General features: G+C 72.5%; 17 protein-coding genes and 1 pseudogene. 8 read left to right on the forward strand and 10 right to left on the reverse strand.

What is annotated here, in order from left to right; genetic code table 11:
• Positions 1–5: 5 nt before the first annotated feature.
• Complete coding sequence (locus tag ACIBH3_RS25845) at positions 6–338, forward strand: hypothetical protein (protein ID WP_396314463.1); 333 nt, start codon at positions 6–8, stop codon at positions 336–338.
• On the opposite strand, the gene ACIBH3_RS25850 is transcribed toward ACIBH3_RS25845, so the two are convergent.
• Both ACIBH3_RS25850 and ACIBH3_RS25855 read right to left on the reverse strand, forming a co-directional pair.
• Positions 289–1,035, reverse strand: coding sequence for a helix-turn-helix transcriptional regulator (locus ACIBH3_RS25850; RefSeq protein ID WP_396314464.1), 747 nt, complete (start codon positions 1,033–1,035; stop codon positions 289–291). The two genes, ACIBH3_RS25845 and ACIBH3_RS25850, sit on opposite strands and share 50 nt — an antisense overlap.
• 183 nt (positions 1,036–1,218) lie before the next feature.
• Positions 1,219–2,268: a LacI family DNA-binding transcriptional regulator gene (locus ACIBH3_RS25855; protein ID WP_396314465.1), complete on the reverse strand. Its 1,050-nt coding sequence runs from the start codon at positions 2,266–2,268 to the stop codon at positions 1,219–1,221.
• A gap of 460 nt (positions 2,269–2,728) precedes the next feature.
• Here ACIBH3_RS25855 and ACIBH3_RS25860 point away from each other — a divergent pair, with 460 nt between their 5' ends.
• The 3 genes from ACIBH3_RS25860 (at position 2,729) to ACIBH3_RS25870 (ending at position 6,038) form a co-directional block, all read left to right on the forward strand.
• Complete coding sequence (locus ACIBH3_RS25860) at positions 2,729–4,051, forward strand: ABC transporter substrate-binding protein (protein WP_396314466.1); 1,323 nt, start codon at positions 2,729–2,731, stop codon at positions 4,049–4,051.
• Positions 4,052–4,158: 107 nt separating this feature from the next.
• Positions 4,159–5,136, forward strand: coding sequence for a carbohydrate ABC transporter permease (locus ACIBH3_RS25865; protein ID WP_396314467.1), 978 nt, complete (start codon positions 4,159–4,161; stop codon positions 5,134–5,136).
• Between the two features lie 68 nt (positions 5,137–5,204).
• Entirely contained in the window at positions 5,205–6,038 is an 834-nt protein-coding gene (locus ACIBH3_RS25870) for a carbohydrate ABC transporter permease (protein ID WP_396314468.1), read from the forward strand.
• Between the two features lie 284 nt (positions 6,039–6,322).
• Here the strand turns inward: ACIBH3_RS25870 and ACIBH3_RS25875 are convergent, their stop codons facing one another.
• The 4 genes from ACIBH3_RS25875 to ACIBH3_RS25890 all read right to left on the reverse strand — a co-directional run bounded on the left by ACIBH3_RS25875 (position 6,323) and on the right by ACIBH3_RS25890 (position 12,033).
• Positions 6,323–6,832, reverse strand: a complete 510-nt coding sequence (locus tag ACIBH3_RS25875; RefSeq protein WP_396314469.1) for a hypothetical protein — start codon at positions 6,830–6,832, stop codon at positions 6,323–6,325.
• A gap of 149 nt (positions 6,833–6,981) precedes the next feature.
• The gene (locus ACIBH3_RS25880) at positions 6,982–8,862 is read right to left on the reverse strand and encodes an FUSC family protein (RefSeq protein ID WP_396314470.1); all 1,881 of its coding nucleotides are present in this window, start codon (positions 8,860–8,862) and stop codon (positions 6,982–6,984) included.
• Between the two features lie 375 nt (positions 8,863–9,237).
• Positions 9,238–10,101 (reverse strand): LLM class flavin-dependent oxidoreductase, encoded by an 864-nt coding sequence (locus tag ACIBH3_RS25885; RefSeq protein WP_396314471.1) that lies wholly within the window; start codon positions 10,099–10,101, stop codon positions 9,238–9,240.
• 627 nt (positions 10,102–10,728) lie between these two features.
• The gene (locus ACIBH3_RS25890; protein WP_396314472.1) at positions 10,729–12,033 is read right to left on the reverse strand and encodes a hypothetical protein; all 1,305 of its coding nucleotides are present in this window, start codon (positions 12,031–12,033) and stop codon (positions 10,729–10,731) included.
• Between the two features lie 195 nt (positions 12,034–12,228).
• Here ACIBH3_RS25890 and ACIBH3_RS25895 point away from each other — a divergent pair.
• Together ACIBH3_RS25895 and ACIBH3_RS25900 are read left to right on the forward strand one after the other, a co-directional pair.
• Positions 12,229–12,294, forward strand: a pseudogene (locus tag ACIBH3_RS25895) (hypothetical protein); the annotation flags it as partial.
• Positions 12,295–12,684: 390 nt separating this feature from the next.
• Positions 12,685–14,016 carry a lipopolysaccharide biosynthesis protein gene (locus ACIBH3_RS25900; RefSeq protein ID WP_396314473.1) on the forward strand — a complete coding sequence of 444 codons (1,332 nt, stop codon included), beginning with the start codon at positions 12,685–12,687 and terminating at the stop codon, positions 14,014–14,016.
• On the opposite strand, the gene ACIBH3_RS25905 is transcribed toward ACIBH3_RS25900, so the two are convergent.
• Both ACIBH3_RS25905 and ACIBH3_RS25910 read right to left on the reverse strand, forming a co-directional pair.
• On the reverse strand, positions 13,995–14,213 hold the full coding sequence (locus ACIBH3_RS25905) for a hypothetical protein (protein WP_396314474.1): 219 nt from the start codon (positions 14,211–14,213) through the stop codon (positions 13,995–13,997). The genes ACIBH3_RS25900 and ACIBH3_RS25905 overlap by 22 nt on opposite strands.
• A 67-nt stretch (positions 14,214–14,280) precedes the next feature.
• Entirely contained in the window at positions 14,281–14,418 is a 138-nt protein-coding gene (locus ACIBH3_RS25910) for a helix-turn-helix domain-containing protein (protein ID WP_396314475.1), read from the reverse strand.
• A 236-nt stretch (positions 14,419–14,654) separates the two neighbouring features.
• Between ACIBH3_RS25910 and ACIBH3_RS25915 the strand changes: the two genes are divergently transcribed.
• Complete coding sequence (locus tag ACIBH3_RS25915) at positions 14,655–14,864, forward strand: hypothetical protein (protein WP_396314476.1); 210 nt, start codon at positions 14,655–14,657, stop codon at positions 14,862–14,864.
• A 143-nt stretch (positions 14,865–15,007) separates the two neighbouring features.
• Here ACIBH3_RS25915 and ACIBH3_RS25920 read toward each other — a convergent pair whose 3' ends face one another.
• On the reverse strand, positions 15,008–15,733 hold the full coding sequence (locus ACIBH3_RS25920) for a DUF6333 family protein (RefSeq protein ID WP_396314477.1): 726 nt from the start codon (positions 15,731–15,733) through the stop codon (positions 15,008–15,010).
• Between the two features lie 240 nt (positions 15,734–15,973).
• On the opposite strand from ACIBH3_RS25920, the gene ACIBH3_RS25925 reads away from it, so the two are divergent.
• Positions 15,974–17,728 (forward strand): SulP family inorganic anion transporter, encoded by a 1,755-nt coding sequence (locus tag ACIBH3_RS25925; protein WP_396314478.1) that lies wholly within the window; start codon positions 15,974–15,976, stop codon positions 17,726–17,728.
• A 407-nt stretch (positions 17,729–18,135) separates the two neighbouring features.
• Here the strand turns inward: ACIBH3_RS25925 and ACIBH3_RS25930 are convergent, their stop codons facing one another.
• Positions 18,136–19,095 carry a hypothetical protein gene (locus ACIBH3_RS25930; RefSeq protein WP_396314479.1) on the reverse strand — a complete coding sequence of 320 codons (960 nt, stop codon included), beginning with the start codon at positions 19,093–19,095 and terminating at the stop codon, positions 18,136–18,138.
• Between the last annotated feature and the right edge of the window lie 553 nt (positions 19,096–19,648).

Consider the following 19,648-nt stretch of genomic DNA (forward strand, 5'->3'; position numbering starts at 1 on the left):
GCACCGTGCGCCCGCCCGCATCCGACTGGCTCGACGACGTCGTCGACCTGGTCGCCGCAACGGCCAACCGATTCCCCGCGCACAACGGGGCCTTCCACCTCGTCGCCCGGCTCTCCGAGGAGAGCGGCGAACTGGCCCAGTGCGTCAACCACCTGGAGGGGATGGGCCGGAAGACGGAGCGCCACGGGCCGGCCGACGTCGAGGACCTGGCGAAGGAGGTCCTCGACGTCGTCCGCTGCGCGGTGGCCCTCGCCGCGCACTACGGGTGCCTGGACGACCTGCGGGCCCTCACGAGGGAGAAGCTGGTGTCCTACCGGGCACGGGGCTGGGCACCGTGACGGGCGCGGCCGACCGCGATGCCGGGCGGGGCTGCGAGCAGCGCCGGCGACGTCGGCAACACGGGCCGTTCCCACCGGTGTTCTTCAGCGGTACCACCATCACGACCAGCGCGGACTGCGGCTCGCCCGCCGCCCCGGCTTCGTATGGAAAGCCTCGTCCGTCGTCCGACAGACCCGGTCCGTCGTGCGGGAGGCCCGGCCCGTCGTGCGGGAGGCCCGGCCCGTCGTGCGGGAGTTCCGACCCCTCGTGCGGTCGGTCCGGTCCGTCGCTGGAGAGGGACCGCGCGGCGCGGAGGAACCGTTCCAAGTGTGCGGCGCCCAGATCGAGTGCGGCAGCGAGCTGCTGGACCGAACGGCGATGGGGCCGCCGCACCCGGCCCCGCTCGATGTCGCTGATCGTCCTCACACTGACCTGGGAACGCCGGGCCAGCTCCTCGTGTGTGAGTCCCGCCTCATGACGAAGTGCTCTCAGCATGTCCCCGAATCCTGCGTCCATCTGTCGTGCCCTTGACACATTCACCCCCAGCATTCCTGCCCCGCATTCCTTGCCACAAGTGCGTCGGGTCCCCTCCGGCCGTTCTGGAGCCGACGAAACGGCGGACGGCACGGAACGTGGACCCACCATCTCCCCCCTCAGCCCCCGCACGAGGGAGGATCCACGATCAGTCTGGGGTTTGGGAGCGCTCCCAAACCCCATCGGGAGCGTAGCAGCACTTAACAGCGGCGAAGCCGTGACACGCGGCGGACCGCGCGAAACGGATGGCGGGATGCGGCGTCCAGGCGCGGAGGCCCGAGGAACCCGGAGTCCGGACGAGGAAGGCCGACAAGGAGGGTCGACGACCGTGCGGCCGCCGGACACCTCACGGCAGCCAAGGGGACGTCAGGCCGACGCCCGGACCACCAGTTCGGTCGGCAGGACCATCTGACGACGGGGCCGCCCGGGTTCGGCGATCTCGTCGAGCAGCAGTTGGACCATCAACCGCCCCATCGCCTCCGTCGGTTGGCGAACGCTGGTGAGCGGGGGCTCGGTGCTCCGGGCGATCACGGAATCGTCGAAGCCGACGACCCGCACGTCGTCCGGCACGCGCCGCCCCGCCTCGCGCAGCGCCCGGAACGCGCCGACGGCCATCAGGTCGGAGGCGCAGAACACGGCGTCGAGGGTGGGCACCCGGTCCAGGAGCTCGCGCATCGCCGCGTAGCCGCCCGGTTCGGTGAAGTCCCCGGTGGCGACGAGCGCGTCGTCCAGCGTGAGGCCGGCCTCCGCGACCGCCTCCCGGTACCCCGCCAGGCGCGCTCCGGCCGCCTCCATGTCGAGCGGCCCCGTGATCGTGGCCACCGCGGCACTGTCGCGCGCGATCAGGTGCCGAACCGCGGCCCGAGCCCCACCCGCGTTGTCCGCGTGGACATAGCTCAGCGGTTCCCGCTCGGAACGGCGACCGCCCAACACCGCCGGCAGGTCGAGCCGGTCGAGCAGATCGGGCAGCGGGTCGTCCCGGCGGACCGAAACCAGGAGCACGCCGTCGACCCGGCGCGCCGTGAGGTAGCGGGTCAGACGCTCGCGCTCGTGCTCGTTGCGGACCAGGATCAGCAGCAACTGCAGGTCGGTCGCGGCGAGTGCGTCGGAGATCCCGGCGATGACGTCCGAGAAGTACGGCTCGGAGCGCAGTCGCGCGAAGCTCTCCGGGACGACCAGGGCGATGACATCGGTCCGCGAGGTGACCAGGGACCGCGCCGCCTGGTTCGGCACGTAGCCGAGTTCGGCGATCGCCCGCTCGACGTCCTGCCTGGCCTTGGCACTCACCTTGGGTGACCCGTTGACGACGCGCGAGACCGTTCCCCGGCCGACTCCCGCGCGCGCGGCCACGTCCTCCAGCGTCGGTCGGCCGGCAGACCGGGCCGACCCGGGTCCCGACTGTTCGGTTCGGGGCATGGCCACACTCCGGCGCGGTTCACGGCGCGACCGATCGGAACGGGACGGCGGGGTCATCCCCGGAGTCGGCCGGTCCGGAGACGCGCGTACTTCTCGGGCACGGGCGATCCTACACGCCGGTAAGAGCGCTCCCACGCACCCCTCCGCCCCTGCGCCCGTCCGCCCCTCCGCCCGCCCGCGTCGGATCCGCCGGCCCCGGATCCACCGGCCCGGATCCCCGTGGTGCGGTTGGTGCACGCATCGCCCTGCGCCGAGGAGGGCCGGGGCCGGCGCGGTCGCCGTCCGGCACGGATGCCACACCGACACCATGATCGAGTCGGCTTGACATGTCATCAGATCAGAAAGCACTCTTCTCACATCTCGGTGAAAGCGCTCCCACAGCCACGCCCACCATCACGTCGGCAAGCTGGGTCCCGTCGGCGGCGCACCCCTCGGAACTTCTGGACAAGAGGACTTCGGCATGCGCATACCCGGAACGGCTTCGACGGCCAGGCGCGCTTCCCGGGCCGCGTCGGTGCTGGGACTCTGCGTCGCCCTCGTCGGCGGCTGCGGCGTCGCGGGCGACCTCGACCCGACGGACGTCGACGACGCGGGCCGCGGGATCACCCTGACCATCGGCGACTTCGGCACCTTCGGGTACAAGGAAGCCGGCTTGTTCAATGAGTACATGACCACCCATCCGGGAATCACCGTCGTCGAACACAACGTCCAGGACGAGAACACCTACTACCCGGCGTTCCAGACCCGTCTCGCCGCCGGGCGCGGGCTGGACGACATCCAGGCCGTCGAGGTCGGCCGGATCGCCCAAGTGGTCAAGCAGGTCGACAAGTTCGCCGATCTCGGCAACGCCGAAGGGGTCGACCGGAGCGCCTTCCTCCCGTGGAAGTGGCAGCAGGCCACCACGCCGGACGGCCGTACCGTCGCCCTCGGCACGGACATCGGCCCGACGGCGGTGTGCTACCGCAAGGACCTCTTCCAGCAGGCCGGCCTGCCCACCGACCGCGACGAGGTGGGCCGGCTCTGGCAGGGGGACTGGGCGCGGTTCGTCGAGGTCGGCAGGCGGTTCCAGGCCGCGGCACCCGCCGGCACCCACTTCATCGACTCCACGAGCGGCCTGTTCAACGCCGTGGTCGCCTCGGGCAGCCCCCAGTACGACGACGACGGCGGCCGACTGGACTACCGGAACAGTCCCGGAGTGCGGAGCGCGTGGGACCTCTCCCTCAGCGCCGCCCAAGCGGGCATCAGTGCCGGGCTCAAGCAGTTCGATCCCCAGTGGAACCAGGCCTTCGCCAACTCCGAGTTCGCCACCGTCGCCTGCCCGTCGTGGATGACGGCCATCATCTCCGGCAAGTCCGGGGAGGCCAACCGGGGCAAGTGGGACATCGCCGCGGCTCCGGCGGCCGGCAACTGGGGTGGCTCCTTCCTCTCCGTCCCCAGGGCCGGCCGCCACCGTAAGGAGGCCGAAGCCCTCGCCGTGTGGCTCACCGCACCCGAGCAGCAGGCGAAGGTGTTCGTCCGGGCCGGCAACCTGCCGTCCAACGCGACCGCGCTGGACCGGCCCGAGGTGCAGCACGCGGCGCTGGACTACTTCGGGGACGCCCCCACCGGGCGGATCTACGTTGCCGCGGCGACCTCCGTCCAGCCCGCCGTGATCGGCGAATGGGACGGCCTGGTCAAGAACTGCCTCACGAACACCCTGCTCAGCGTCGAACAGCACCGGCGCCCGGCCGCCGAGGCGTGGTCCGCCGCGACGAGGGAGATCGACGGCAAGGTCGGCGACTGAACCCCGCCCACGCCCATCCGCCCATCCGCCCTCCCGGTGTGACCGCCCTCCCTGCGCGACCGCCGCCCGGCTCACCAGGCCGCAGCTCCTCCAGAGAAGACCAGCACGTGTACACCGTTCAGACCGACCCGCCCGAGCGCCGGCGGCCCGCTTCACCGCGCCACCGGCGGCCACTCCGTTCCCACCTGCACAGGTTCGACGTGAAGGCCTCTCCGTACGCCTTCGTCGCACCCTTCTTCCTCTGCTTCGCGGGCTTCGGCCTGTTCCCGCTGCTCTATACGGCCTGGATCTCGCTGCACGGCGTCAGCCTCGTCTCGCTGGACGACATGCGGTGGCTCGGCCTGGGCAACTACGCCAAGCTGCTCCACGACGACCTGTTCTGGAACGCACTGCGCAACACCCTCACCATCGGCGTGCTGTCGACCGTGCCGCAGCTCCTGCTGGCCCTCGGCCTGGCCCACCTGCTCAACCACCGCCTCCGCGGCCGGGGCTTCCTCCGGATCGCGATGCTCGCCCCGTACGCGACCTCGATCGCCGCGGCCACCCTGGTCTTCTCGCTGCTGTTCGGGCGTGACTTCGGAGCGATCAACTGGCTGCTCGGCCGGATCGGCGTCGGAGGCGTCGACTGGGAGGGCGGCAGGTGGAGCTCACAGGTCGCCGTCTCCGTCATCGTCGTCTGGCGCTGGACCGGCTACAACGCCCTGATCTACCTCGCCGCCATGCAGGCCGTCCCCCGCGACCTGTACGAGACGGCGGCGCTCGACGGGGCCGGCCGCTGGCACCAGTTCCGGCACGTCACCCTGCCGTCCATCCGGGCCACGGTGGCGTTCACGGTCCTGGTGTCCGCCATCGGGGCCACCCAACTCTTCGGCGAGCCGCTGCTGTTCGGCGGCTCCACCGGGCACAGCGGCGGCTCGGCCCACCAGTACCAGACCATCGGCCTGTACCTGTACGACGAGGGCTGGTACGCGTTCCGCCTCGGCCGCGCCGCCGCGGTGGCCTGGGTCATGGTGGTGATCACGCTGCTGATCGGTGCGACCGGCTTCGCGGTCGGCCGGATCAGGCGCGCCGGCGGAAGGGGCTGATCCCGGTGCCCGACACGCCCCCGACCATCGGACAGGCCCCGGCTCCTCCCCGCCCCCACCGGACCCCGATGGGAGTCCCGGGCATCGACCGGCCCGGACCCCTCACCTACGCGTTGCTGGCCCTGACGGCGCTGGTCTTCCTGTTCCCGCTGTACTGGGCACTGGTCGGCGCGTCGACGTCCAACGGGCGGATCGCCCGGACCCCTCCCGCGCTCCTCCCGGGCGGCAACCTGGCGCGGAACCTGGACATCGCCTGGAACCAGGTCCACATGGGGCGGGCGCTGGTCAACTCCGTCGTGGTGGCGGGCTGTGTCACCGTCGGCACGGTGCTCTTCGCCACCCTGGCGGGCTTCGCGTTCGCCAAGCTGCGCTTCCGCGGTCGCGGCGCCCTGCTCGGCCTGACGGCGGCCACCATGACCGTCCCCTCCCAACTCGGTGTGATCCCGCTCTACCGGGTCATGGCGCAGCTGCACTGGACCGACCACCTGCCCTCCGTCATCCTGCCCAACCTGGTCGCCGCGTTCGGTGTGCTGTTCATGCGGCGCTTCCTGTCGACGGCGCTTCCCACCGAGCTCGTCGAAGCCGCCCGGGTCGACGGCGCGAGCAGCCTGCGGATCATGGTCAGCGTCGTGCTGCCGATCGCGCGGCCCGGCATGGCCGTCCTCGGGATGCTGGTGTTCGTCCAGTCGTGGAACGACTTCTTCTGGCCGATGATCGCGCTCAGCCCGGGCAACCCGACCGTCCAGGTGGCCCTGGCCGGTCTCGGCGGCGGCTCGTACGACTCCGATCAGGCCGTCGTCCTCGCCGGGACGCTGATCGGCACCGCGCCGCTGCTCCTGGTCTTCGTCCTGCTCAGCCGGCACATCGTCGGCGGCATCACCGCCGGAGCCGTCAAGTCCTGACCCGTCCGCGCCGAGCGGCCCCGGTCCGGCTCCACCACGGCCCGCAGCGGTGTGTTGTCCGCGGACAACACACCACCGACCCGGTCCGCCCACCCGAGGCATTGCAGACTTGCCGCGCGCCGGCCGGGACCAGGACCGGGCAAGCGAAAGGCAGGGCTCCCGGAAGGAAGCCCTGCCCGGTTCACGCGAACCCTGCCGCTCAGCGCACGCGCCGGACCACAGCGCGCAGAAGCCGATCAGCACCACGGTGACCGCCAGGGTCAGACCGGCCTGGGTCCAGTGCATCACCCACTCGTCGGCGGGCGGGTGGTAGGTCGCGTACGCCTGCACGATGGTGTCGTGGTGGGCCAGGCACTCGGACGGGTCGGGCACTCGCCCGTCCCGTCCGCCAGCCGGCCCATCCAGTCGCCCTGCAACGGGATCCGCAGGCCGTCGCCGGTGAGCAGGCCGTTCCCCACCACGTCCGATTCGAGCGGGGTGTTCGTCGGCAGGTGCCCGCTCTGGACCATGTGCATCTGATCGGACGGCAGCGGGCCGGCCATCTTGACGTCGGCGAACGCCTCACGGGCCGGCGCGAACAGGTAGCGCCCGGCGTCCAGCGCGAACCGTACGGCGAGGGTGAGGACGGCCGTGACGACGATCGAGGCGACGACCCGGCGCACCGCCAGCCCGACCGCCGCCCCCAGGGCGACGGAGAGCAGGCAGAACCCGACCACCGACGGCCCCGACGCGGTCCGGCTCATCCAGGTGAACCAGTGGTAGTAGCCGGTGACGGCGAACCGTCCCTGGACCACCCCGGCCCACCAGGTGCCGGCGGGTGACGCAGCCCGCGGCCGCGGGCCCGGCCCCGACCAGGGTGGGCGAGGTCCAGCCGAGGCCCTCGCCGAGCACCGGACCGCCGAGGCAGGCGCCCTGCGCGTTGGCCGGGTTGAAGGGTGGCCGGTCAGGCCGCGGAGGTGAGCGCCTGGATGCGGTGGAGTTCGGTGAGGATGTCGTCCAGGGTCCGGCAGTCCGTAGAGGTGGTCGGCGCGGTCCGGGGCGTGGCGGGGTCGCGGCTGTCCAGGGCGTCGGCCAGGGCGTCGAGGGCGGCGGTGACCTGACGGGCGGCCGGCCGGCCGGGCCGGGGTGAGCCGTGTTCGATGCGGACGGCGCAGGCGGTGGCGGCGTCCGCGATGCGCTCGGCGCCGGTGGTGACTCTGAGCCAGTCGAGGTCGGGGCCGGTGGTGAGTTCGGCGGCCGCGCCCTCGGCGGCGGCCCGGGCCTCGGCGAGGGCCCGGTAGGCGGAACGGCGCAGGTCGGCGCGGTGCTGCTGCCCGGGGGCGCCGGTGAGCACATGGTCCAGGTAGCGGCGGGTGCTGCGCAGGGCGTGGGCGCAGCGGTGGCCGACCCGGGCCCGGGTGTCGGCGAGCCTGGGCAGGTGGCCGGCCAGCAGGACGATGGCGCAGGCCAGGGCGGTGTCGGCGAGTCGGGACGGGGCGGCCTGGCGGTCGCCCGCGGCCGAGACGAAGGCGAGCACGGTGAGTGTGACGACGGCGGTCTGCAGCGCGAAGTGCCGGGCCGCCACCGGGATGAGCGCGCCGGTGAGGACCACGGTCGCGACGGGCAGCCACGTCCGGTCGGCGGCCGCCGTGACGGCGGCGGACAGCAGTACCCCGAGGGCGGTGCCGGCGAAACGGTTGACCACCCGGGAGAACAGCGGGCCGAAGTCGGGCTTGACCAGGAACGCCGCGGTGACCGGCAGCCAGTACCAGTGCTCGGTGTGCAGCAGCAGGGCGACCACGGTGCTCATGGTGACGCAGACGGCAACCCGAAACCCGTACTCCCGGCCGGCCGGGCTCGCCGGGTGTACGCCGCCGAGGCCCTTGGGCGCGGGCGGCCGGGTGGGGGCCGGCGCGCCGGCGAAGACCAGGCCGGCGTCGAGGACGGCGCGGTCGAAGGCGGTGCGGGCCGGGGTGTCGGAGAGCGGGGCGGGCAGGGCGCCCGGGTTGCCGCCAGCGCGGACGGCCTCGGCCAGGCGGCGTGGGCCGGTGGAGATCCGGACCGGCAGCCGCGCACCTTCCCAGAGCAGGGCGACGCTCGCCTCGCACAGCGCGGCCGCGGCGGCAAGGCGCCCGGCGAGCTCGGCCTCCTCGGTACGGGCGCGGCCGGGCAGCCGGAGCAGGCGGTGCAGGCGCAGGGCCTGGTCGGCGCGGTCGAGGGCGGCGGTCAGCCGACGGCGGGCGGGTTCGGCGCCCGGGGTTCCGACAGCGTCCAGGGCGTCGGCGAGCGCGTCGAAGACGGCGGCGACCGCGAGCCGTTCGCCGTGGTGGCGGTGCAGGCGCAGCGCCGGGCGGCGCAGCAGCAGGCGCAGCAGGAGCAGCCAGCCGGCGCCGGTCAGGAACGCGGCGGCCCTGGCCCAGCCCGGCAGGTCCAGCGCCATGCCGCCGCCCACCGCGGTGAGGACCAGCAGTTGGAGCGCCGCCGCCGAGCAGACCGGTCCGGCGACGCTGACCGCCCCCGACAGCAGACCCACCGTCAGCAGCAGCGGTACCGCCCACCAGCCGGCGGCGACGCCGAGCAGCAGGCCGAGGGCGCCGCCCAGGGCCGGCACGCCGATCTGCAGCGCGCCCGCCCGGCCGGTGCCGGGCCGGTCGTTGATGCCGGCGAACAGCGCGCCCAGCCCCGCGAGCAGGCCGGCCTCGGGGCGGCCGGCGGCGATTGCGGCGCCGAGCAGCGGGCCCATACCGAGGGCGCCGCGCAGCATCGCGGGCCAGGGCACGGGCGCGCGCTGCCAGCGCAGCGGGTGGGCCAGCCAGTCGGGTGGGCGGCGGGCGGACCGGGGCACGGGTCTCCTCGGGCATCAGGCCTGTTCGGCGGTGCTCCCGAGCCTAGCGGGGCGGGTGGTCGGCGGTGCTGCGGGCCGGTTACGTCGGTGTGACCTGGTGAGGGATCGGATCTCCCCGACCGCCTGTGCCCCGGACCCCCGACAGCGAACCCCCGGTGGCGGGCCTGCCTGCCGCCGGGGTTGGCGGCGGGCCGTCAGCCGACCGGCCAGCGGCAGCGCGGCCGCCGAGGCCTCCACCGCACGTCCTCCACCGGGCTCCGGACGGGCGTTGCGGTCGACTACGTGTTGCAGTCGCCGAGATCCTCGCCTCAGCTCGTCGACGAGCACGGGCATCCCCTTGGGGATCGACGGCCGGTGCTCAGGTCACAGCCCTGATCAGATCACCGGTGGCCCGGCCTCGATGCGGCGCAGCACTGGGGCAAGGCGGTCCAGGTCAGGTCCGGTCTGGACCTGTCGCTCGTCCCACCAGGTGGCGCCGGCGTCGTGCAGCGGGCCGATCACGTCCTTGGCCTTCGCTGCGTCCGGGGGCGTGGCACCGCCGAGCACGAACTCGAAGGGGCGCTCGGCCCCGGCCGTACGGTGCTTGCGTACAAAGCCGACAAGATCCCGTACCTCCGCCACATCTGGCACATGTCCATGCCGGGCCGTCTCGAACAGCGGCACCGCGCCGTCCCACCGCGCTGCCCGCCGCATGGGAGGACGACGCGGCCAGAACCCGCCGATCCACACTGGAGGACCGGGCCGTTGCACGCTGGCGGGCAGCAGCGTCACGTCGTGGACCTCGTAGTGTCCGCCAGAGTGGTTCACCGGCCCGCCTGACCAGAAACGCTCCAACAGCTCCAGTCCCTCGTCCAGCCGCTCGGCAAGGATGTGTGGCTCGGCGGCGTCGCCGAAGCTGCGGTATTCGTCCTCGATCGGGCCTCCCAGGCCCGCGGCGAAGATCACCCGACCGCCGCTGAGGTTGTCCAGGGTGGCCACCACGCGGGCCAGTTGCTGCGGGCGGTAGCGGGGGACCGGCGTCAGCAGGGTGCCCAGTCGGATCCGGGAGGTCGCCAGCGCGGCTGCGGTCAGCAGCATCCAGGGATCTCCGAAGGGACGCCCCTGGTGCTGGCGGTGCAGGACGTGGTCCCAAACGAAGAGCCCGTCCCAGCCGGCCTGTTCGGCGGCAGTCGCCACCGTCGCGACGTTACGGGGGTCGGCGAAGTCACCGAAGTTGGGGATGTTGATGGAGAAGCGCATCCCAGCAGTGTGCGCAGCCTGCCACGAAGCGGCAATAGGACTGGGATCCAGACGGCTTCACGACAGGCTGCGGACAGGTGCAGGATCACGCACGATCCACCGGGACCCCGAACCGCAGTCGGACGGACAGTACCGACCCGTCGGACTCCGCATCACGAGCACGAACACCACCTGGGTGCGCACCACGGCCAGGATGTGTCCGAGTCGCAGCCGCGCCGCGGTCCTGTCGCCGGGCAGTGGCGGCGACGCCACGCCCTCCGGCTCCGGGAACGTCTCGGCGATCCTCGTTCCGTGCTCGGTGAGGAACCAGGCCCGCAGCTTCCCGGGAATGATCTCCCGGAGGCTTCGCCGCCCGCTGAGCCGCAGCTGACCGGCACCTGGCCTGCCTGATTTCAGCCGATGCCGGCCCTGTCGTGGTGCGGGTGGGGCGGCGCGCTGTCGCCTGCCCGTGTTCGGCCCGGCTGCCCAACCCCCCCAGGCGGCCGGGCCGCGCTGTGCGGTTGACCGCCGTGCACGCGGATCGGGCATGCACCCGGCGGTGTGGTTGTGGGCGTCGTCCACTGCATCGCCGAGGGGGCGGTCTCGATCTGGGTCACGGCTGACCCGTTCTCCTGCGGATCGCCTCAGTCAGGCGACGGAGTGGGTCACGGTGCCCGTGTAGGTGCCGGCCACTCCGGCGGCGGGGACGGTGATCACCACCGTGGGGCTCCAGCTCGTGGAGCTGTTCCCGTTGCCGGTGGAGGCGAAGGCGGATCTCGAACTGCCGAGTGTCTGTTTGGCCGAGGCGTCGCTCTGGCCCGGTGAGGCCGTCACGGTGCCGTTCGTGCTGGTCGCGGGCCCGGACCAGTAGGAGGCGTTCGTGGTGGTGATCGTCTCGGCGGACGTCGCACCGCCGGTGGTGAAGTTCGTGGCGGACACCGTCGCCGTCCATGTGCTGGTGGCCAGTCCTCGCCCGTCCGAGACGGTCACCGAGCCGAGGGCCGCGCTGACGGTGCCGCCGGGTGCCGCGCTGCCGAGGCCCGCGGCGGACGGCAGGCTGATCGACAGCGTGCCCGTGTTCGGAATGACGGTGAGCTGGGAGCTGTTGCTGCCGCTGGTCTCGACGGTGCCCACGACCGCGCGGGTGAAGCTGGCCTTGCCTCCGGATGTGGCCACCACCTTCCCCGAAGCGGTGTAGATCGCGCCGCCGCCGGTGATCCACGTGCCGTTCCCCGAGACCGTGACCGCCGCGGTGTTGTTGCGGTCGGCGATGAACGTCAGACCGGTGAAAGCCCCCGTGGTCGGTGCGCTGAGAGTGGATTTGCCTCCGGTCTGGTCGGTGAAGGACGCGCCGGTGGTGGACGTCGCACACGCCACCGGGTAGGTGGGACAGGCGAGGTAGATCGTCACACCCGTGCCGTTCAGCTTCCCGCCGGAGATCGTCATGCCGGTGGTGACGACGTACGTGCCGGGATTGAGCGTGAGTGTGCCGGCCAGGGACGAGATGGTGGAGTACACCCCCGGGCTGATGGTCTGGTTCCCGGTGGCATGGTTGACGACGGGATACGGCGTGGCCGGTGTCGTGGGACAGGCCGACGCGGCCGGGCACTGGGCCAGGGCGGCGTACGGGTCGGTGACGGCGGGCTGGTTGGTCGGGGCCGGGTTGTACGAGCCGCCGCCCGAGGTGGCGAAGCCGGCCGGCGCCGCCGGGCCGCCGATGGTGCCGCCGGTCGCGGTGACCGAGGCGGTACCGCTGACGAGCGCCGCCTGACTGTTCGTCGAGTTCACCAGAATGCTGCCGGTGACGTGAATGCTGCCGGGGTGGAGGTACAGGGCGTTCGCCGTGCTCGGGCTGAGGACGCACAGGCTCGCCGTACACGCGGTCGCGGCCCGGGCGGTGTCGGACGGGCCGATCACGACCCAGCCCAGCGCCCACACGAGCGCGAGGATCATGGCACAGACCGCGTGCGACGGGCGGCGTCCTCGGCGGGTACGGATGCGTCCGCTCGCGACCGGGCGGTGGGGATCGGGGATCCGCGGCGCGTCAGGACGGCACACGGGCGCACCGGCCCGTGCCCGACTGCCGCTCACACGCCGACCGGCACCCACCCGGGCGATGCCTGAGCTTCCAGCGGCGAACCGCGCCGTCACATCCACCATCCTCGGCATGGCTCAAAACGTATCAAATGTGCCATATGTTCCTACACGAATTGACGCTCGTTCGGCGCGCCCCGGGCGTGTGATCCGGTCCCTGGAGCGGTGGACATGGCACGGTTTGTCCATGCCTCAGGTCTCTGTTCCGCCTCAACCGGTGTTCGCGCTGCCGCGGTGTGCGACCTGCGGGCACGATGGGCAGGGCACGCGGGCGAAACCGGGCGGCACGGTGCGCCGTGCCCGGTGCCGGACGATGCGGCGGGTCCCGACGGTCCGGCCGCTGGACGGTCCGGACGACCCGACAGTGACAGCGAGAGTGCAGGTGCGAGGCCCACGCCCCGAGGGCACGCGCATCACCGCGTACCCGGCCCGTGGGCCGGTGCCGCCCGCATCGAGCCGCAGCAGCAGGGCCCATCCGGCCCGCCTGAAGCCGAAGAAGGCGCGGCGGGCGTGAGGGGGAAGACCGGCGCGCCGTTCGTCCGGGTCCGGCAGCGCCTCCAGAACACGGCCGCACCCGCCGCCGGCGCACCACTGGTACGCAACGGACGGATCCTCGCCGCCAGCGCGGTGCTGGCTGCCGTCCTCGGCGCCCTGTTCTGGCTGCTGGCGGCCAGATGGTTCAGCACCGCCCAGGTCGGCCGCAGCTACGCCCTGCTGTCGGCGGCGATGCTGCTGGCCACGCTCGGTTCCCTCAACCTCGGCGACGTCCTGGTCCGGTTCCTGCCGACCGCGGGGGAGCGGGGCCGGCGGCTGGTGGTGCGCTGCTACCTCGTCGCCACCACGGTCGGAGCGGCGGTGGCAGCCGCGTTCGTCCTGGTGGCCCCCAGGATCTCCTCCGGCCTGGCCGAGCTGCGCGAGCCGCTTTCGGCCGTGCTGTTCATCGCCGCGACCGCCGGGTACGCGGTCTTCGTGCTGCAGGACGGCGCGCTGACCGGCCTGCGCCGGCCCGGCTGGGTGCTGGTGGAGAACCTCGTCTTCGCCGTGGCGAAGGCGGCCGGCCTGGCCGTGTGCGCGGCCCTGGCCGTCGCCGCGGGCATCCTCCTGTCCTGGGCGGCAGGCCTCGCGCTCGCCGTCACGGCCGCGAACGTCGTGCTGTTCGCCCGCGCCCTGCCCGCCGCCCGCCACAGCCCCGCCCCCGACACCGCCAGGCCGCGACGCATGGCCAGCTACGCCGCAGCCGACTACATCGGCCAGCTCGGCCAGGTCGCCGCCTCCAAATCCCTGCCCCTGCTCGTCCTCGCCACGCTCGGCGCCGAGCAGGCCGCCTACTACTCCCTCGCCTACCTCGTGACCGACACCCTCTACCAGGCCGCCTACGCCATGGGGCAGTCCCTCACCGTCGAAGGCGCCGCCGACCCCGACCACCTCGCCGAACACGCCCGCCGCATGCTCCGCCACACCGCGATCATCATCACCCCCGCCACCGCAGCCGTCGTCGCCGCGGCGCCGTGGATCCTCAGCCTGTTCGGCGCCGACTACGCCGAGCACGGCACCACCGTCCTGCGGCTGATGGCCCTCTCGGCGCTGCCCAACATCCTGTTCGGCGTCGCCGTCCACGTCGCCCGCGTCCGCCAGGCACTCATCTCCCTGACCGGCCTCCAGCTGGCCTTCGCCAGCCTGCTCCTGGCCCTCGTCCTCGCACTGATGCCCCGCTACGGGCTCACCGGCGTGGGCGCCGCCTGGCTCGCCACCGCCTCCGCCGTCGCACTCGCCCTCACCGCCACGGCCCCGCGCTGGCTGTCCGCCGACCCGCACCGGCCCTACCGATTCTTCCGCTCCTGAAGGTCGGCCAGCTGGTCGCGGCCGTTGACCGAGGTGCTCTCCCGGGCGTGCAGCAAGGCGACAGCCTCGTCGATACCGCCCTGGCGTTCGCGGATCGCGGCGAGCAGGTCGACGGCGTTGAACGGTTCGATGCTGCGGCGGCAGCACGACGGGGTGTCGCGGCCGTGCCCCGCCTCGACGCGGGCAGCCAGTAGCACGGCGGCATCCTCGTCCCGCCCCGCGCCCTCGGCGACGTCGACCAGGGCAGCGGTGAGGAACCAGTCCTCAATGTGCGGGCCGCACCTCGGCCAGCAGGGCCTGCGGCGTGCCCCAGCGCCGGTAGATGGTGGTGGGGTTGACGCCGGCGCGCTCGGCCACCGCGGGAATCGTCAGCTGGGCCGCGTCGCGCTCGACGCCGGACAAGCAGCCCGAGGACGAACGCCCGTGCCGTCGCTCTTGGTTCCACTCGTCGGAACCGGCCCGCGATGCGGACCATGGCCTGGTCGGACATCGCCTGCCAGCGGGCAGGGCCTACGCCATGGCTCGCGGCCATCGCACCATCTTCAGAAGTCCACACAACCTCTGATGATCACGCGGTGGCCGCTCCCGTTCCCGGCCGGGTGGACCCAACGCGGCTCCTGACCGGCCAAGATGAGCGCATGGCCAGCGACCCCCTGCAGATTCCGCTCGATCAGCTCTGGCACGCCTTCGAGCTGGCGCTTCGACACGTTGAAGCGTCAGCCGGCAACACGGTGGCAATCGAAGACGACTACTTCTGGTCTGTTCCGGGCGATGAACTCTACGACGTCACCAACGAACCGAGCACTCTCACGATCGGGCAGCACTCCGAGTCATGGCAGCACCCTTGAGGGCCTGCTTGCCGACGAGGACCGGGCTGTGGGCTACCACCTGATCTGGCTTGCCGACGTCATCCGGGCGATCGGCGAGGACACCGTCAGCTAGCCACTATGGCAACCGCAGTGACGTCGAATCACGAAGTCGCACTGGAGTACTAGACGAAGTACAAGCTCTCCATGTCCCTGACCGCGTCCTCGGAGTGCCGCACACGGAACGCCGTCGTCTCCATCTCCTCCCACCCCCAGGGATCCGAATGCCCGAGCGCCAAGCCCCCCAGGCCCGCCCAGTAGACCTCGTTCGCGGGCTCGTCCAGGTCGACGCCGGCGTTGTCCACCAGCCACCCCCTGAGATCCAGGGACGCGATCACCGCACGCGGATCGCCCGAGATGACGAACGGCTCATCATCCGGCCATCCCGATGCGTGGAACATCGCTCCGTCCGGCAACCACACGATGTTCTCGGTGTGCTCCATCCCCCCATGGTAGGAGACCCGTCCCACGATCCGCGCATCCGGGAACCGCTCCCGCAACTCCTTCGCCGCCGACCGGAGCGGCTCGTCGTTGCCGTCGGTCGCGAACGCGGGAGTCACGATGCTCAACATGCCACCCCACGCGGCAGCGTGCACGATGTCCAGATCAGACCGTGCTGCCGATGGCAGCGGGGTCTGCGCGGAGCGCGGCCCGAGGTCCTCCAGGACGGCCTCGATGCCCTCGAACGACTCGACGAACGCGCGTGCGCGCTCAGGGTCGTTGGGGGGCAGGTTACGGGCGTCGACGTTGAATGGCGCCTCGAACGCTGTCAGGTGGCACAGACTCATCGAGCCGCGCACGATCCGGTCCGGCGCAGAGGTCCAGTAGGTGTTCTCATTCATGCGGGCCATGCGGGCCACCGTAACGGCCGGCGATGACAGAAGCGCCGCCGCCCAGCCCCTCGGCAGATGTGCGCCCCGTGCGCTACCAGGTCCGCCACTGGACCTCCTGGCACCGCCACATCACCCTGGCTCCGTGATCGGCCACCGAGAGGGCCGGAGGTTGCGACATTCCGGCCCGGACGCGCCGGGGGCTTCCCCCGATGCCGCCCGCCGCGGGCGCATCATGGGCCGGTCGACGGAAGGAGAATCATGCCGCAGCCTGTCCCGCGGAGCGGCGGATGGCGTCCGTCCGTCCATCCCGCACTCCCCGGGCTCGCCGTGCTCAGGGGCTACCGGCAGCCCTGGCTGCGCGGTGACCTGCTGGCCGGCGGTACCGTGGCCGCGTACCTCGTACCGCAGGTCATGGCCTATGCCGGCGTCGCGGGTCTGCCACCGGTCGCGGGCCTCTGGGCGATCCTGCCGGCGCTGGCCGTGTACGCCTTCGTCGGGTCGTCCCGGCTGCTGTCGGTGGGGCCGGAGTCGACGACCGCGCTGATGACCGCCACCGTGGTCGGCCCGCTGGCCGGCGGGGACACCGGCCGTTACGCGGTGCTCGCCGCCACGCTCGCCGTGGTGGTCGGCGCGCTGTTCGTGATGGCGTGGGTGGCCCGGCTGGGATTCGTCGCCGACCTGCTCTCCCGGCCCGTCCTGATCGGCTACCTGGCCGGGGTGGCCCTGATCATGATGGTGGACCAGCTGTCCAAGCTCACCGGCGTCGAGGTGGAGGGCGAGGGCTTCGGCCCGCAGCTGAAGTACTTCGTACAGCACCTCTCACAGGCGGACACCGCCACCGTGGTCTTCAGCGCGGCGGCGCTGCTCTTCCTCTTCGCCGTCAACCGCTTCCTCCCCCGACTCCCCGGACCGCTGCTGGCGGTGGTCCTCGGCACGGCGGTGGTGGCGATGTTCGGTCTGCAGGACCACGGCATCGCCGTGATCGGCGAGATCCCGGCCGGCTTGCCCAGCCTTTCGCTGCCGGACCTGAGCGAGGTGCACCGCCTGCTGCTGCCCGCCCTCGGGGTGCTGCTCGTCGGTTACACCGACGTGATCCTCACCGCGCGGGCCTTCGAGTCCCGCGGCGAGGGCGAGCAACTGGACGCCAACCAGGAGCTGCTCGCCCTGGGCGGGGCCAACCTCGGCGCCGGGTTCCTGCACGGCTTCCCGGTGAGCAGCAGCGCCAGCCGCACCGCGCTCGCCCAGTCGGCCGGCGGCCGCACCCAGGCGTACGCGCTGACGGCCGGCGTGGCCGTGCTCGCCGTACTGCTGTTCCTGAGCCCGCTGCTGAAGTACACGCCGTCGGCCGTGCTGGGCGCGCTGGTCGTCTTCGCCGCGATCCGCATGATCGACCTGGCGGGGCTGCGCCGGCTGAAGGGGTTCAGGCGCCGGGAGTTCCTGCTCGCGGTCGGCTGCCTGGTGGGGGTGCTGGCACTGGACATCCTGTACGGGGTGCTGGTGGCGGTGGGCCTGTCGGTGGCGGAGCTGCTGAGCCGGGTGGCCCGCCCGCACGACGCCGTCCAGGGCATGGTGCCGGGTGTCGCCGGCATGCACGACATCGACGACTACCCGCAGGCCCGCACGATCCCCGGGCTGGTCGTCTACCGCTACGACTCGCCGCTGTTCTTCGCCAACGCGGAGGACTTCCGGAGCCGGGCGCTGGCCGCGGTCGCCGAGGAGAGGACCCCGGTCCGCTGGTTCGTCCTCAACACGGAGGCCAATGTGGAGGTCGACATCACCGCGCTGGACTCGGTGGAGGCGCTGAGGGCCGAACTGTCCGCACGCGGCGTGGTCTTCGCGCTGGCCCGGGTCAAGCAGGACCTGCGGGGCGAGCTGGACGCGTACGGGCTGACCGAGTCCGTCGGGGCGGACCGGATCTTCCCCACCCTGCCCACCGCCGTGGCCGCCTACCGGGCCTGGGGCGGCGGACCCGAGGACGGCGGCGCCGAGGGTCGGGCCGCCGGCCGGGAGTGAGACGGGCGGTCATCCGGACGGCGGTGCCGGTTTGACGGGCCCCGCGGCCAGCCGGCCGGTGTCAGGCGGCGGGCGGGGTCGGCCTGGTGACGTCCTGAGGGCGACGGGGGTCGAGTTCGTACTGCCGGGCGGCGGGCGCAAGGCGGGTCCGGGTGCGGTGCTTCAGGCTCCGGAGGTCGGGGTGCCGGTTCTGATGGTCGAGGTCGACCGCTCCACGATGGCCCCGGCCCGGGTGGCCGCGAAGTTCGCCGGGGGCGCGTACGCCAGGAGCGCCTCCAGGTCGCCCGCACCGCCATCGTCGAGCGCCCGCCCTGCTGGACCTGCAAGGGGCCCTGGGCGGTCTGTCGGCGGCCAGTTGGAACGCCCCAGGGGCGGCCGGTCAGTGGGGAGCCGGCGGGCCACGGATGTCACTCCGTGCGAACAGGCAGCTGATTGATCGGACGGGTCCGTAGCCAGTACGAGCGGGCGGCGATGGTCAGCGCGCCACCGTACGTGGCGAACGCGACCATGCCGATCCAACTCATCAGCAGCGCGTCCCCCGGGGAATGGGCGTCGCCCTGTCGCATCGTCACCACGCCCGCCGCGGCCAGGGTGCAGTAGCCCAGCCCGAGTAGTCCGTAGGGGGCGAGGGTGGCGGCGCCGATCAGGGCCGGGGTCAGCGGGAGCCAGCGAGGGACCCGTCGGCCGTGCAGGAAGACCGTCCAGCGCGGGAAGACCTGACCCCACGGGCGGACCAGCCCCCACAGCAGGAAGACGCCGAGGACGGCCAGCAGAACGGTGGCATCCAGGCCCCAGGATTCGAGGGTGAGCCAGATCCCCGAGGCGCCGTTGCGCTCGGAGATCGCGATCATCTCCTTGCCACTGACCCCCGCGAAGGTGCCGCCGGACACCCAGACCAATTTCATCGCAGCGTACGGAAGGAAGGCCACAGTGCCGGCGCAGGCGGCGAATTGGACCGGCAAGGGGGCGAGAGAGGGTGCTGGCGCGGTGGCGCCGGTGGTCGGGCGACGGACGGCTCGGGCAGTCGCCGCGAGCAGGACCGCCCCGACGGCCGCCAGCGAACGGTTCGCGGCGGCCACTCGGCTGTCCACTCCTTCGCCCGTCATCAGCGTGATCACGTCCATCAGCAGACTGAACGCGGCGATCCCCGTCAGCCCGCAGAGCACCCAGAGCAGCACCCGCAGCGCCGGTCGCAGCCCGTGGCGCACCACCGCCCCGCAGACCAGCGCCGCCAGCACGCCCACCGCCACGACGGCCCAGTCGAGCGCGATGGCTCCCCGGATGACGCCGTCGTGGAACACCGGCGTCCCGCTCAGGGCACAAGCAAGGCCGAAGGCGCCGTAGACCGCAGCCCACAGCACTGCCACCCGGCCCACCCATCGTGGCCACCGCTGCCACCATGCACGCCAGAGGGTCCTCAACGTCTCTCCATCACCGGTCATACCCCCGAACGTCGCATCGACCGCCACCTGGCGGCATCGACCGCCCAGACGATCCGCCTCCCCCCGCCGGGTGAGTGATCTCCAGAGAGGCTCGGCGCTGCTCACGAAGAGTGATGCTCTCGACTGGCCGTCCGTGGGGATTCGGGCTGGCCGCTGTCACAGCACGCCGCTCAGATCCTCCAGACCGTCAAGCTCCGCGCGTTCAACCCGCGCGCGGTCGAGTGGTAGCGAATGCACGCTGTCGCGGCGGTGCTCCACCTCCAGCACGGCCACCCGACGCCATCGACAAGACGACGCACACCGCGCTGCTGGTCGGGAGGGCGGTTTGCGGCTGAGGGCGTCATGCCGGCGGCTGGGAACTCGGTGCTTCGAGGAACGCTGCCCACGGGGCGGAAGATGTGCAACCGGGCCCGCTCGCTGAGGCGCGGCGGCGGTGTGCCGCACGCGATGGGGGTCAACGACACCATCGTGGTGGCTC

It is taken from the genome of Kitasatospora sp. NPDC050543 (genome assembly GCF_044457565.1).
GTDB lineage: Bacteria > Actinomycetota > Actinomycetes > Streptomycetales > Streptomycetaceae > Kitasatospora.

Coding starts and splice junctions, on each gene's coding strand:
- ACIBH3_RS25850 (WP_396314464.1), bottom strand. CDS start 1,035: ATGGGGTTTGGGAGCGCTCCCAAACCCCAGACTGATCGTGGATCCTCC.
- ACIBH3_RS25855 (WP_396314465.1), bottom strand. CDS start 2,268: ATGCCCCGAACCGAACAGTCGGGACCCGGGTCGGCCCGGTCTGCCGGC.
- ACIBH3_RS25860 (WP_396314466.1), top strand. CDS start 2,729: ATGCGCATACCCGGAACGGCTTCGACGGCCAGGCGCGCTTCCCGGGCC.
- ACIBH3_RS25870 (WP_396314468.1), top strand. CDS start 5,205: ATGGGAGTCCCGGGCATCGACCGGCCCGGACCCCTCACCTACGCGTTG.
- ACIBH3_RS25885 (WP_396314471.1), bottom strand. CDS start 10,101: ATGCGCTTCTCCATCAACATCCCCAACTTCGGTGACTTCGCCGACCCC.
- ACIBH3_RS25890 (WP_396314472.1), bottom strand. CDS start 12,033: ATGATCCTCGCGCTCGTGTGGGCGCTGGGCTGGGTCGTGATCGGCCCG.
- ACIBH3_RS25915 (WP_396314476.1), top strand. CDS start 14,655: ATGGCCAGCGACCCCCTGCAGATTCCGCTCGATCAGCTCTGGCACGCC.
- ACIBH3_RS25920 (WP_396314477.1), bottom strand. CDS start 15,733: ATGGCCCGCATGAATGAGAACACCTACTGGACCTCTGCGCCGGACCGG.
- ACIBH3_RS25925 (WP_396314478.1), top strand. CDS start 15,974: ATGCCGCAGCCTGTCCCGCGGAGCGGCGGATGGCGTCCGTCCGTCCAT.